Origin of the sequence: Aestuariibaculum suncheonense (assembly GCF_014596935.1) — a bacterium.
In the GTDB taxonomy this organism is placed as follows: Bacteria; Bacteroidota; Bacteroidia; order Flavobacteriales; family Flavobacteriaceae; genus Aestuariibaculum; species Aestuariibaculum suncheonense.
On record NZ_JACVXC010000003.1, the window covers coordinates 380,138 to 394,122 of the forward strand.

Genomic DNA, 13,985 nt, shown 5'->3' on the forward strand with positions numbered 1-13,985 from the left:
TTTAAATCACGTAAAAGAAAATCATAAAAAAATGGCAAATAGCACCTGCCAAAACAAACAAATGCCAGATGACATGGTTATAAGGAATTTTTTCAATGGCGTAGAATATGATTCCAACAGTATAAGCTAATCCGCCAGCAAATAGGAGTAAAATACCATTACTTTGCATGACACTACTAAGGTGTGAAAAATCGAAAACAATCAACCAGCCCATAACCAAATACAGTAAAGTTGAAAACACACTAAATCGCCCTGTAAAAAACAATTTTAAAACCACACCAAACGCTGCAATACCCCAGACCACCCAAAATAAAGGCCAGCTCAAACTTTTAGTCAGAGAAATTAATAATACAGGTGTGTAGGAGCCGGCTATTAGAATGTAAATACCAATATGGTCTACAATTCTAAAATAGTGTTTGTTTTTTTCATGCTTGACTGCATGATACAATGTGGATGCTGAAAACAATACAATAATCGACAGTCCGTAAACCACCACACTAAACAAACTGTATGGCGTTTTATGGGTATTAAACAAGAGGAGCATCACCAAACCCACGGCTCCAAAAACAGCTCCAATAGCATGAGATGTTGCATTTAGTTTTTCTTCTAATGGGGTTTGAACACGCATCTTATTCTGCTGTTTTATTATTCATCCATTTATCTGTTAAATCGTAAAAATTGTATTTCACTGCCGATTCCTGGCGCTCCAATAAGCCGCTTTGGAAGCTTCGTAACAGTATGTCTTCAATTAAATAATCTTCCTTCACAAGCAACGGATTGAACTCACGTTTTAATGAAATATCGAACATACTTGCCGTGGTATTATACCAGAAGGCACGCCAGCCGCTGCGCAATTCCTTTACCAAATCAAAAGCTGTAGTTCCGGTTTGACGATGAATGAGTTTTACTAAAATTTGTCCTTCAGTTCGCGAAAACTTCTTTAGTTTTTCCGAAAACTCTCCTTCTATATATTTTTGCACCTGTTTGGTGTATCTGTTTTTATCTCGATTGCGTTTTAAAGATGCCAATCGGGTATTCATGGAATCTAAACGATCGGCTGCCATTTTTGCATACGGATAAACCTTTAGGGTTTTCCGACGTAGAATTAAATACCGGATACGGTCGTCGCGATTATCAAATTTCAGTTTATTTAAAATATAAACTTCTTCTAAATCTACCGATGCCTTAGGGATTGAATCACCATCAATAATTAGATAGGTAATACTGGTAGAATCCTGTTCGAATTCATTGATTTGAGCCAATGAAAGGACAGGCAGCAAGCAAATTAAGTATATAAAAACATTCTTCATAAACAATATTGGAGCAATTAGCTTTTCAAAATTACTAATTTACATTTTGAAAACATTTTTTTTAGAAGGTTTCTTTCCCTGAAGACTTCATCTGCTTTAAACGCTAAAATAATTCTAAAACGATCAATATATTCCCCTTCTATAGCGCTTGAATTCTCATAATATTATTATTTTAGTGCAAAACTTTTTAAACATGACGAAGAAGAGTATTCTAAACGAAAAGTCAATCGACTTTTTAGAAAAATATTTAAATAATGCAGCTCCTACAGGGTACGAATGGACGGGGCAAAAATTATGGATGGACTACCTTAAACCATATGTTGATGAGTTCATTACGGACACTTACGGAACTGCTGTTGGAGTTATCAATCCGAAAGCCGAATATAAAGTTGTTATTGAAGGTCATGCCGATGAAATTTCATGGTATGTAAACTATATTTCTGAAAACGGATTAATTTACGTAATCCGTAATGGTGGTAGTGATCATCAAATCGCGCCGAGTAAAGTGGTAAATATTCACACTAAAAATGGCATTGTTAAAGGTGTTTTTGGATGGCCGGCGATTCACACCAGAAAATCAGGAAATGAAGAAGCCCCTAAACCAGATAATATTTTTATAGACTGTGGTTGTAAAACCAAAGAAGAAGTTGAAGCTTTAGGTGTTCATGTAGGTTGCGTGATTACTTACCCTGATGAATTCCATATTTTAAATGGTGATAAGTTTGTTTGTCGTGCTTTAGATAATCGTATGGGTGGATTTATGATTGCTGAAGTAGCTCGTTTATTAAAAGAAAACAATAAAACCTTACCTTTCGGATTATATATTGTAAATGCTGTACAAGAAGAAATTGGATTACGTGGTGCTGAAATGATTGCGCACACCATTAAACCAAATGCAGCTATTGTAACCGACGTAACTCACGATACCACAACACCTATGATTGAAAAGAAAGTTCAAGGTGAAATAGAATATGGTAACGGTCCGGTCATCGCTTATGCTCCTGCAGTACAACAAAAACTACGCGATTTAATTACCGATACCGCTGAAGCAAACAAAATTCCATTCCAACGTAGTGCTTTATCTCGTGCTACTGGAACCGATACCGATGCTTTTGCTTACAGCAATGGTGGTGTCGCTTCAGCTTTAATTTCATTACCATTACGTTACATGCACACAACTGTTGAAATGGTACATAGAGATGATGTTGAAAACGTGATTAAATTAATTTACGAAAGTTTACTTAACATTAAAGACGGCGAGACATTCAGCTATTTTAAATAATTTAAAAAGCCTCTTCATCGAGGCTTTTTCTTTTTTTTGTTATGGACGAATATATAGACATTGTTGATGCCAACGGCATTCCAACCGGTAAGACTGAATTAAAATCGGTGATTCATCAAAAGGGCTATTTTCACAATACGGTACACATCTGGTTTTACACCAAAAACGGCGACATACTGCTTTCACAACGCTCTGCAAAAAAAAGTATTTGTCCGTTAATGTGGGATGTTTCAGTTGCCGGACATATCGACGCCGGAGAATCTATTGAACAAGCGGCTTTACGTGAAACCAAAGAAGAAATTGGCTTAATAATTACCGAATCTGACTTGCAAAAAATCGGCATGTTTCAATGCTTTCAAAGTTACGATTCTGATATTAATGACAACGAATTTCACCACACCTACATCTGTGAATTAAAACAGTCTTTAAGTACCTTGATTCCACAGGAGGAAGAGGTTGAAGCTCTAAAATTAGTTTCGTTAAATGATTTTCAATATTTTATAGATTATATTGGCATCGACAATCACTTTGTACCTTCAAATAAAAAGTATTATGAGGTGGTATTGGAAACAATCGTAGAAGTTGTAAATTAAATTCTTCTTACTACTTTCAATACATGAATTTAATCCTACTGGCTTTAGCTCCCATTTGCATCATTATTCTTTACATTTATTACAAAGATAAATACGAAAAGGAACCACCAAAACTACTTATTGTTTCGTTTTTATTGGGTGCTATTTTGAGCATATGCATTACCACAGTAATGTATTACGGTTTTGATATTGTATTACCATTACCAAACAAAACGAGTATACTTGAGCAATTTATAAAAGCCTTTTTTGTAGTGGGTTTCACCGAAGAATACAGCAAGTACATTATTGTAAAATACTACGCTCAGACTAAAGCTGCCTTTAACGAACCTTTTGATGGTATTGTATATGCTGTTATGGTTTCGATGGGTTTTGCGGCTACCGAGAATATTGTTTATGTACTCGATAGTGGTATACAAACAGCTTTGTTACGAGCTTTTACGGCAGTACCAGCACATGCAACATTTGGCATCCTCATGGGATATTATATAGGTAAAGCGAAATTTTCTAAACACCGTATATTACTAAACATTGCCGGATTAGGCCTCGCCATTCTATTTCACGGGGCTTACGACTTTTTCCTGTTTATTGACTTTGTTCCTGGTATTTGGACAGGAGCATTTATATCCCTATTTATTGGCATTGTATTATCCCGAAACGCCATAATTACACACCAGAATAATTCACATTTTAAGATTTAAAACTTACTTCTTCACAACCACCGTTTCAGCGTTATACATAAACGTCTCTTCCCAACGTTCGTAACGGGCATCATAACGGTCTGTAAATACTAAATACTGACATTTACCAATACTTTCTGGGGTTCTGTTAATCTCTGAAACCATATTCGTTTTAAAAACAAAATCGGCATCTTCAACGATAAACATTTGTAGTTTATTCAGGTTGATACTGTTCAGATAAAACAGTTTATTAATACGTTTTGGTGTACCAATAATCACATCAACTCCAACATAAATATCTTCTCGCTGTTTTTCAAGATCGTACTCTTCGTAAGCACAATACACTCGCAAATCGGTGCCTTTAGAATAAGTATTGAATGTTGCTTCTAATTCTAAAGCCGATTGCTTGTCTTTTACAAAAATTAAAGCACGAGGTGCATCCTCAAAAGCTGCCTTTAATTTATTAACCACACTAATTACCAAACTTGTTGTTTTTCCTGAATTTACAGGAGCCACTACAATCATACTCAAACCTCCCTTTATTTTAGATAAAATTTTAGACTGAAGGTCATTGGGTTCTAAAATACCTTGAGTTTCCAAATTTTCTTTAAGAGGTTCTAGTAATTTTTTAAAAGACATGTTGTTTTCGTTTTGTGCTGCAAAGATAGCCTTTTCAATAAAACTCAAGGTTGGAATGGCACCGAAATATCCAAACAGCAAGCACATTAATTACTCCAAAAATTATAAAAAAGAAAAGGCGTTCATCTCTGAACGCCCCTTTCTCTGCTATTAGTCACTCTGTATGTCTAATTAAAACTGTAAATCTGTTACTAAGTCAAATTCGTCGTAAATAGCTTTATCTTTTAAATCGTCGAAAAAGCTAGTTGAACCATAGCGTACATCATATTTTGTTCTGTCTACTTTTAAAGCTGCTGTAGCTTTATTTCCATATACTGAAATTTCAAAGTTCACAGGATTTGTTTTTCCTTTTATCGTTAAATCGGCTGTTACTTCGTAAGAGTTTTTTCCTTTAGCTTTTACTTTAGTGAATACTAATTTTGCTGTTGGGAATTTTTCAACACCAAAGAAATCATCAGATTTTAAGTGTCCGTCTAATTTCCCTTTGTATTCTCCTTCTAAATCTGTAGCACCAATAGTTGTCATATCAATTACGAATTCTCCGCCTACTAATTTATCGCCATCGAAACTTAATGAACCTGATTCAATAGCAACAGTACCCTCGTGAGATCCGGTTACTTTATACCCTTTCCACACTACTGTGCTTGACTCTACTTTTACTGCTTTTTTCTCAACATCATTGTTTGCAAACGCAAATGATGTAAATGCTACTAAAGCTACTACTGCTAAATTTTTAATGGTCTTTTTCATTTTTTATTTTATTTAAGTTTGATTTATTTATGATCCGTAATAGAATCGTTCTTTAATTATTTTACCGTCTTTCCACTCTTGAACAGCAATTTGATTATAGTTTTTAATCCCCCAATCTTTATGTGTATAATCAAAATGCCATTCAACCATTGTGGTATTTTCGCCAACAGCTACTTTTAAAGGTTTTGCTGACCTAAATTCTGTTATGGCGTTAAAAAATTCTTCTTCTCTTTTTCTATTCAATTCTTTCCCTACGTACTCTGGGTTATCATTTTCCTGCATGATAACATCGTCATGATAAAACTCTTCAAAGGCTTCCATAGCTTTACCTTGTAGAATTAAATCGTTCACAGCACTTATTTTTTGTATTAACGTGCAACTTTCCATATGTTACTTATTTTGAACATGACAAAGTTCAGAAACATCTACGTGAAGAAAAATGAAGTAGATTATCAAATGATGTTAAACTAGTTTAACATCTCTTAAAACCACTGGAAACACTTGTGTTTTGAATAAAAAACTACTGTTCTAAAATAAGCTGACTTTTAATTTTACTTAGAAATTCTTTGGTAATACCAAGGTAAGATGCAATCATATATTGCGGAATACGCTGCTCAATTAAAGGATATTGTTCTCTAAAATATAAGTATTGTTCTTTTGCTGTCAGGCTAAAATTCCTAACAATTCGTTTTTGTGAGGCAACAAAGGCGCGCTCTACAATTTTTCTAAAAAAACGCTCCAGCTGAGGTATCTCACGGTATAAGTCTTCAACAACATCATAAGAAATCATAATAAGTTCTGAATTTTCTAAACACTGTACATTAAAATCGGCCGGCGTCTGACTAATAAAACTTCCCATATCTGAAGTCCACCAATCTTCAATAGAAAACATTATAATATGCTCCTGCCCTTCCTTATCAATATAAAATGTTTTTGTACATCCAGACAACACATAACACTCATACTTACAAACATCGCCTTGCTGTACGATATATTGTCCTTTTAAATACTTTCGAACAAATACTTTAGATTCTAAATACTCAATTTCCTTATCGGTTAAACTTATATATTTACTAATACTATTCAGTAGTGGTGCTATATTCATTAATGCTTTAATGTAGGTTTAATTACAAATTTAATAATATAAATGAGGTTTCTTAACCTAAATTAATTTTTAACTTATTTAATAGGATTACCTTTGTTTAATGCAAAAAAACGAGTCTTTTAAATTTGAGTTTGTCGCTTTAATGGCTTCACTAATGTCTATTGTTGCCTTAACCATTGATGCCTTACTACCCGCTTTACCCGAAATTGGCGCATCGTTAAATGTCACAGACCCACACAAAAACCAACTACTTATTACCATGATTTTTCTGGGTATTGGTTGCGGACAACTTGTCTTTGGACCCTTATCGGATAGTTTCGGACGCAAACCTATAATATTCGCAGGATTTACATTATTCATCATAGCCAGTATTATATGTGTAACTACCAAAGATTTTGAAATGATGATTTTTGGTCGCGTGCTACAGGGAATCGGTTTATCCGCTCCTCGAAGTATTTCCTTATCAATGATTCGTGATTCTTTCAGTGGCAACTATATGGCGAAAATCATGTCGATAGTTGTGATGTTCTTTATTTTAGTGCCGGTTATTGCTCCTACTTTAGGAACGGCTTTAACCTATTTTTTTAATTGGGAATCCATATTTTACTTCAACCTGATTTTTGGTGTCTGTATTATGTTTTGGTTTTGGAAACGACAACCTGAAACCTTAGCTCCTGAAAAGCGAATTAAATTCCGATTGAACTTATTTATCAACGGAGCCATCGAATTTTTTAAACAAAAAGATGCCGTAGCATTCACTTTTGTATCCGGATTCATCACCGGATCGTTTATGGTATATTTAAGTACCTCACAACAAATTTTTGAAAACCAATATAATCTTGCCGAACTATTTCCCTACATCTTTGCCAGTTTAGCCATTTCAATCGGTTTAGCTACATTCTTCAACAGTCGTTTGGTGGTTAAATTTGGTATGTTTCGTTTAGGTTTTACTTCAGCCATAGCTTACACTGTTATTTCCTTGCTCTATGTCATTCTGTTTTGGTCGGGTAAAAATCCAAGTGTGTATATTTTGGTTGGATTTTTTGCTATGCAGTTTTTTGCTGTTGGTTTTCTCTTCGGAAACTTAAGAGCACTAGCTATGCAACCTCTAGGACATATCGCCGGAATTGGTGCAGCCATTAATGGTTTTATATCAACGGTTTTAGCCGTGCCTATCGCTAATTATATTGGAAACTTCGTGAATACTTCGGTGTTACCTTTATTTATTGGCTTTTCGGTATTTGGTATCTTATCGGTATTAGTGTTTATTTCTATAAGACGCAGAAATTCGTTATCCAGAGCTTAAAATTTATTGAAGATATCGGTTTTTAATCACCTCCATATGCCATAATGCATGCCCTAAAACAATAAATGCCGCTGCACGCGCTGTAATTGGAGAATTATTCGCATTGCCTTCTTGTTGTAAATCGGCTGCACTTAGTGATTTTAACAGCACAATAAAACTATATCGTACAGAAGTAAACTCTTCTATTAGAGCGTCTAAACTTTTAGCGTTGGCCTGAGCAGGAAAAGCATAATAATTTTCATCATAGCCCGGTAATGCGGTTTTGTCGTGTCTGGCAATACAAAAACAACGGTATTGAAATATGCGCTCCGTATCAATTATATGCTGAAAAACATCTTTAACACTCCACTTGTCTTCGGCGTAAGCATAATTCAATTTATCTTCAGGAATTCCTTTAAAAAAGGATACAACCTCCTCCAATCCTTTTTCAAAACCTTCCAGTAAGGTTCTGTTATCAGGAATCAACCCAATATAAGTTTTGTAATACGTATGATATTCTGTGTCGTGCAGGTCTGTTACTTTCATCTTTTCTAAACTTTTATTGTCTCATAAAGTTAACGAATCTTTTAAGCATTCAAAAACATAATAATAAATTACTTCTTTACTGCTTAAAATGGCTTCAGCCTTGTGAATTATTGCTATATTATTAAGGGCTTTTCAACACTTATTTTACTAAATTTACACCTTAAACCTATATTACAAATAATCAATATGAAAATATTAGCCATTGGTAAAAACTACGTGAATCGTGTTGAAGAAATTGCAGATGTTAAAACAGGAAATCAGATTATTTTCTCAAAACCAGAATCAAGTCTTGTAAAAAACAACGCCGATGTAGTTTATCCTAGTTTTACAAATCAACTTAACTATGAAGTTGAACTTGTTATAAAAATTGGTAAAAAAGGAAAAGATATTGCTTTAGAAGATGCGGCGTCTTACATCTCCGAAATTGGTGTGGGTATCGACTACACCGCAAAAGATATTTTTAATGCTTGCCGAGAAACTAAAGGCCCTTGGGATTTAGGTAAAGGCTTTGACGGTGCCGCTCCGATTTCAGACTTTAAACCAGTCGCTAACTTCCCAAAACTTGACGATATTAATTTTGATTTAAAAATTAACGGTGAACAAAAGCAAGTTGGAAATACCTGTTTAATGATTTACAACTTTAACGATATCATTGCATTTACTTCAAAATTTATGACCCTAGAGCCTGGCGATTTAATCTTTACCGGAACTCCGGCTGCTGGAACTGGTGAAATTCAAAAAGGTGACCATTTACAGGCATCTATTGAAGGTGAATTACTTTTAGACTTCAAAATGATTTAAACATTCATTTAAAAAACACTAACTTAACTAGAAAAATTTCTTGTAACCATTGAAAAATTCCATTGCAGAACGCGTTAACGATTTTATAAAAAAATATCCACCGTTTAATTTCATCAAAGCAGATGATTTATTACTCATTTCCGGACAAGTTTCTATCGTTTATTTAGATAAAGGAGATACCATTTTTAAAAAAGGTGATTCGTTTAATGACCATTTTTATATGACACGAAATGGGGCGATTACACTTTTTCACACCACAAATAACAATACGCAGGAAATCATTAATATTAGTGACGGTGGTGATGTGTTTGGCTTACGACCTCTTATCGCGAAAGAAAATTATAAGCTTACAGCAACTGCTAATGAAGAATCTATTGTTTATGCCATACCGATTGATGTTTTTCAATCGGTAACGCATGACAATGCTCAGGTACAAAAGTTTTTAATCACGGCCTTTGCGACCAACACTTACGACCCGTACACAGCGGAAGAAACCGGTAAAATTTTCGTTGATTACTTACCGAACACGACGCAGGATATGGTCAATTTCCAAACAGCTAATTACTCCAAAAACCCTATAACCTGTAATGTAAACTCTTGTTTAAAAGAAGCTGCCATTACAATGAGTAAACACCGAATTGGTTGTATTATTGTCGTTAATGAAGACAACCACCCCGTGGGCATTATTACCAATAGTGATATTAAAAACAAAATCGCTACCGGCCGTTTTCCTATTGATACTCAGGTCACCAACATCATGAGTTCGCCGGTAATCACGAGTAAAAAGAATATTACCGTTGCCGACGGTCAGTTGCAAATGATTAAGCACAACATCGGTCACTTATGTATTACTAAAGATGGTACGATAAACTCTAAATTAATTGGTGTATTAACACATCATGACGTTCTGGTAACTTTAGGAAATAATCCTTCGGTAATCTTAAAAGAAATTAAACGTGCTAAGCGCACTCGTGCCTTACGAGCTGCTCGACTAAAAGCCGAAACTTTAATTAAAAGTTATTTAGAACAGAACATTCCATTATCGCACATTATAAAGTTAATAGCTCAAATTAACGATGCCGTTTCCCTCCGAGCCGTTCAAATAGCTCTTAAAAAAATGCCTTCTAAACCACCGGTGAAATTCGCCTGGATGGCTTTAGGCAGTCAGGGACGAAAAGAACAACTACTATTTACCGATCAGGATAACGCAATTATTTTTGAAGATGTTCCTAAGGAAAAATACGAAGAAACCAAAGCTTACTTTTTAGACTTGGCGAAATACGTCAATAAATCCTTAAACAAAATTGGTTTCGAATACTGCGAAGCCGATATGATGGCCCGTAACCCGGAATGGTGTAAATCCCTGACAGATTGGAAAGAACAATTCAATAACTGGATTTTAAACCCTGATGAAAAAGCCATTCTGCTATCGTCAATCTTCTTCGATTTTAGTCCCGTTTATGGAGACGAATCTTTAACCAGCCGCCTATCTGATTCTATTTACGAAACCTTAGATAAAACGCAATTATTCTTTAGATTTTTAGGTCGAGATGCTTTGAAAAACCCTTCTCCTCTTGGTTTTTTTAAACAATTTTTAGTAGAAAAAAACGGAGACCAAAAAGATCTGTTCAATATTAAAAGTCGTGCTTTAATGCCTTTAATTGACGCTGCCCGATTACTAACGCTTAGCAATCGCATTAAAGGTGTAAACAGTACCTATGAGCGTTTTGAAAAATTAGCTGAAATAGAACCCAATAATAAAGAACTTTACGAATCCTGCTCGTATGCGTTTAAAGCCTTATCGAAATTTAAAACCAAACAAGGTTTACTACATAACAATTCGGGAAAATTCATAGAAATAGGGACTTTAACCAAAGAAGAACAATTGAAATTAAGACGCTGTTTTAAACCAATTAATGAAATTCAGGAAACCTTAACTCTTAGATTCGATTTAAAAAACTTTGTGTAATGGGATTTCTGAATTTTTTTAAAACAAAGAAAAATCACCCGGATTTCTGGGAAGAGTATCTTAGTCATTTTAAAAACAAAAAGGACACTTCTGTTACCGATACCAGATTCATTGCTTTCGATACCGAAACGACAGGTTTTGATATTAAGGAAGACCGTGTCCTTTCAATTGGTGCTGTTTCATTTGTTGGCAAAAGAATCGATGTCAACAACACTTTAGAACTCTATTTAAAACAAGATATTTTTAATCCCGAAACAGTGGAGATTCATGAGTTGATGAAATCAGATTCTATTGATAAGATTTCCGAAATCGAAGCCATTCAAGCATTTCTAAACTATGTAAAAGGTGATATTTTAATTGCTCACCATGCCGGTTTTGATAAAGGCATGATTAACGAAATGTTGCAACGACATGGCCTCGGAAAGCTAAAAAACCGATTTATTGACACTGGCGTGTTGTACAAACGATCGCTTCACATTATTTATCAAGACAAAACCAAACCCTACAGTTTGGATTATTTGTGTAAAGAACTGAATGTACCTACTGTAGACCGACACACCGCTACTGGCGATGCACTTATTACAGCCTTAGTATTTCTAAAGATTTTAGGGCGTCTCGATAAGAAAAAACATCTCAACTGGGGCTATTTATTAAATCGATAAAAATTCAAAACGAATAAAAAAGCGGATTCAAACTTAATTGAATCCGCTTTTTATTTTATCTCTATTCTGTATTAACTAAAACGTCAAAATATTTATCCATTTTAGAATATACATAATTAAACATGTTACGCCAGCACTGAAGAAAATAGACCCATTCCAGAAAAATGTTTTCGAGCCTCCTAAGCTCCATCTTCTTTTACCAAATTCGTTTTTATAATAACCAGCAAGTACTTTATAAAAAAGAATGTTCATTACTAAAAAAAGTATTATTGCAATTAGTATAACTCCAAATTTCCCCATTTATTCAATGCTTATGTTTTTTTTTAATTTTATAACTTCAATAATTACAAAGCATTATCGATAATATCCTGAACCACTTCAGGATTCAGCAAGGTACTCGTATCTCCTAAATTAGACGTGTCCTTACTCGCTATTTTACGTAAAATACGACGCATAATTTTTCCGGAACGTGTTTTCGGTAATCCTGCTGTAAACTGAATTTTATCTAGCTTCGCTATCGGTCCTATTTGCTCGGTAATTACCTGATTAATCTCTTTACGTAAGTTATTATGATCCCTGGTCTCCCCAAATTCTTTCAAAGTAACATAACCATAAAGTGCATTTCCCTTAATATCATGCGGGAATCCTACAATCGCACTTTCTGAAACCGCTGGATGCTCATTAATAGCATCCTCAATTGGGGCTGTTCCTAAATTATGACCAGATACAATAATCACATCATCCACACGACCTGTAATTCTGTAATATCCTACTTCGTCACGTAAGGCCCCGTCTCCGGTAAAATATTTATTTTCATAAGCTGAAAAATAAGTATCCTTATAGCGTTGATGATCACCCCAAATGGTTCGCGCCATACTAGGCCAAGGGAATTTTATACATAAACGACCATCCACCTGATTTCCTTTAATTTCCTGTCCATTTTCATCCATTAATGCTGGTTGAATTCCAATAAATGGCAATGTTGCATAAGTGGGCTTGGTAGGAGTTACAAAGGGTATTGGCGTAATCATAATTCCTCCGGTTTCCGTTTGCCACCAGGTATCTACTATAGGAGCTTTCTTCTTTCCTACGTTATCATCGTACCAGTGCCACGCTTCTTCATTAATTGGTTCCCCAACGGTTCCCAATACTTTTACAGACGATAAATCATATTTTTCCAGATATCCCACACCTTCTTTCGCTAAAGCACGAATGGCTGTTGGCGCGGTATAGAATTGAGTAACTTTATGTTTTTCAACAATCTCCCAGAAACGTCCGAAATCCGGAAAACTTGGCACTCCTTCAAACATCACGGATGTTGCTCCGTTAGCTAGCGGACCATAAACAATGTAACTGTGTCCTGTAATCCAACCCACATCGGCTGTGCACCAATAAATATCTTCTTCACGATATTGGAATACATTTTTAAACGTGTAAGCTGTATAAACCATATAACCCGCTGTAGTATGTACCATTCCCTTAGGTTTTCCAGTGGAACCTGAGGTGTACAAAATAAATAATGGATCTTCAGCATTCATAACTTCTGCTCGACAGTCTTCTGAAGCCTCGTCTAAAAGAGGTTGCAGCCATAAATCGCGTCCTTCTTTCATCACAACTTCCGAATGAATGCGTTTGGCCACTAAAACCGATTCTACGCCAGGACAATCTTCTAAAGCATCATCAACAATCCCCTTTAAATCGATAGATTTCGCGCCACGATACGAGCCATCACTGGTAATTACCATTTTACAATCACTATCATTAATACGTGTCGCTAAAGCGGAAGACGAAAACCCGGCAAAAACCACCGAATGAATCGCTCCAATTCTAGCACAAGCCAGAACAGAAACCGCCAATTCAGGAATCATTGGTAAATAAATACAAACACGATCGCCTTTGGTAATACCTTGCGCTTTTAAAACGTTGGCAAACTTGTTAACGCGCTTATATAAATCTTTATAAGTGATATGTTGGGCCGGCTCATCAGCACTGTTAGGTTCAAAAAGAATTGCAGTTTTATCCCCACGTGTTGTTAAATGACGATCAATACAGTTTTCGGTGATATTAAGTTGCGCGCCTTCAAACCATTTAACTTCCGGCTTTGAAAAATCCCAACTTAACACTTTATCCCATTTTTTGCGCCACATAAAATGTTCTTCGGCGACTTCTTCCCAGAAATTTTCTGGCTCTCTAATTGATTTTCTATAAACTTGATAGTATTCTTCTAAATGTTTTATGTGATAATTACTCATGTTTTTATTTTGCAATTTTTGAACAACGCCTAAACTTTTTAAGCGCTTCCTAAATTATAAATTTTCTTTTTCCTAACTAAGTTTTTTCTACGGAATACATTTCTCCGTAGACAG

Annotated in this window: 15 protein-coding genes; 7 read left to right on the plus strand and 8 right to left on the minus strand. The window is 35.1% G+C overall.

The window, feature by feature from the left end; all coding sequences use genetic code 11:
* Position 1: 1 nt before the first annotated feature.
* Positions 2–628, minus strand: a complete 627-nt coding sequence (trhA, locus tag ICJ84_RS09865) for a PAQR family membrane homeostasis protein TrhA (RefSeq protein ID WP_188216226.1) — start codon at positions 626–628, stop codon at positions 2–4.
* A 1-nt stretch (position 629) separates the two neighbouring features.
* On the minus strand, positions 630–1,310 hold the full coding sequence (locus tag ICJ84_RS09870) for a DUF4294 domain-containing protein (RefSeq protein ID WP_188216227.1): 681 nt from the start codon (positions 1,308–1,310) through the stop codon (positions 630–632).
* Positions 1,311–1,503: 193 nt separating this feature from the next.
* On the opposite strand from ICJ84_RS09870, the gene ICJ84_RS09875 reads away from it, so the two are divergent.
* From ICJ84_RS09875 to ICJ84_RS09885, 3 genes are read left to right on the plus strand one after another with little or no spacing between them, the layout of a single operon-like run.
* Positions 1,504–2,592: a M42 family metallopeptidase gene (locus ICJ84_RS09875; protein WP_188216228.1), complete on the plus strand. Its 1,089-nt coding sequence runs from the start codon at positions 1,504–1,506 to the stop codon at positions 2,590–2,592.
* A 41-nt stretch (positions 2,593–2,633) separates the two neighbouring features.
* Complete coding sequence (locus tag ICJ84_RS09880) at positions 2,634–3,185, plus strand: NUDIX hydrolase (protein ID WP_188216229.1); 552 nt, start codon at positions 2,634–2,636, stop codon at positions 3,183–3,185.
* A gap of 23 nt (positions 3,186–3,208) precedes the next feature.
* Complete coding sequence (locus ICJ84_RS09885) at positions 3,209–3,883, plus strand: PrsW family intramembrane metalloprotease (RefSeq protein WP_188216230.1); 675 nt, start codon at positions 3,209–3,211, stop codon at positions 3,881–3,883.
* Positions 3,884–3,886: 3 nt separating this feature from the next.
* Here ICJ84_RS09885 and ICJ84_RS09890 read toward each other — a convergent pair whose 3' ends face one another.
* From ICJ84_RS09890 to ICJ84_RS09905, 4 genes are all read right to left on the minus strand, one after another.
* Positions 3,887–4,501 carry a DEAD/DEAH box helicase gene (locus ICJ84_RS09890; protein WP_188216231.1) on the minus strand — a complete coding sequence of 205 codons (615 nt, stop codon included), beginning with the start codon at positions 4,499–4,501 and terminating at the stop codon, positions 3,887–3,889.
* 171 nt (positions 4,502–4,672) lie between these two features.
* Positions 4,673–5,251, minus strand: a complete 579-nt coding sequence (locus tag ICJ84_RS09895; protein ID WP_188216232.1) for a YceI family protein — start codon at positions 5,249–5,251, stop codon at positions 4,673–4,675.
* A gap of 27 nt (positions 5,252–5,278) precedes the next feature.
* Complete coding sequence (locus ICJ84_RS09900; RefSeq protein ID WP_206688699.1) at positions 5,279–5,602, minus strand: SnoaL-like domain-containing protein; 324 nt, start codon at positions 5,600–5,602, stop codon at positions 5,279–5,281.
* Positions 5,603–5,771: 169 nt separating this feature from the next.
* On the minus strand, positions 5,772–6,356 hold the full coding sequence (locus tag ICJ84_RS09905) for a Crp/Fnr family transcriptional regulator (protein WP_188216234.1): 585 nt from the start codon (positions 6,354–6,356) through the stop codon (positions 5,772–5,774).
* 100 nt (positions 6,357–6,456) lie between these two features.
* Between ICJ84_RS09905 and ICJ84_RS09910 the strand changes: the two genes are divergently transcribed.
* Positions 6,457–7,662 carry a multidrug effflux MFS transporter gene (locus ICJ84_RS09910; protein WP_188216235.1) on the plus strand — a complete coding sequence of 402 codons (1,206 nt, stop codon included), beginning with the start codon at positions 6,457–6,459 and terminating at the stop codon, positions 7,660–7,662.
* 3 nt (positions 7,663–7,665) lie between these two features.
* Here ICJ84_RS09910 and ICJ84_RS09915 read toward each other — a convergent pair whose 3' ends face one another.
* Positions 7,666–8,187, minus strand: a complete 522-nt coding sequence (locus ICJ84_RS09915) for a DinB family protein (protein ID WP_188216236.1) — start codon at positions 8,185–8,187, stop codon at positions 7,666–7,668.
* Positions 8,188–8,373: 186 nt separating this feature from the next.
* Between ICJ84_RS09915 and ICJ84_RS09920 the strand changes: the two genes are divergently transcribed.
* From ICJ84_RS09920 to ICJ84_RS09930, 3 genes are read left to right on the plus strand one after another with little or no spacing between them, the layout of a single operon-like run.
* Complete coding sequence (locus ICJ84_RS09920; RefSeq protein WP_188216237.1) at positions 8,374–8,988, plus strand: fumarylacetoacetate hydrolase family protein; 615 nt, start codon at positions 8,374–8,376, stop codon at positions 8,986–8,988.
* A 49-nt stretch (positions 8,989–9,037) separates the two neighbouring features.
* Complete coding sequence (locus ICJ84_RS09925) at positions 9,038–10,957, plus strand: DUF294 nucleotidyltransferase-like domain-containing protein (protein ID WP_188216238.1); 1,920 nt, start codon at positions 9,038–9,040, stop codon at positions 10,955–10,957.
* Positions 10,957–11,619 (plus strand): 3'-5' exonuclease, encoded by a 663-nt coding sequence (locus ICJ84_RS09930; protein WP_188216239.1) that lies wholly within the window; start codon positions 10,957–10,959, stop codon positions 11,617–11,619. The genes ICJ84_RS09925 and ICJ84_RS09930 overlap by 1 nt, the downstream gene beginning before the upstream one ends.
* A gap of 344 nt (positions 11,620–11,963) precedes the next feature.
* On the opposite strand, the gene acs is transcribed toward ICJ84_RS09930, so the two are convergent.
* Entirely contained in the window at positions 11,964–13,871 is a 1,908-nt protein-coding gene (gene acs, locus ICJ84_RS09935) for an acetate--CoA ligase (RefSeq protein WP_188216240.1), read from the minus strand.
* Between the last annotated feature and the right edge of the window lie 114 nt (positions 13,872–13,985).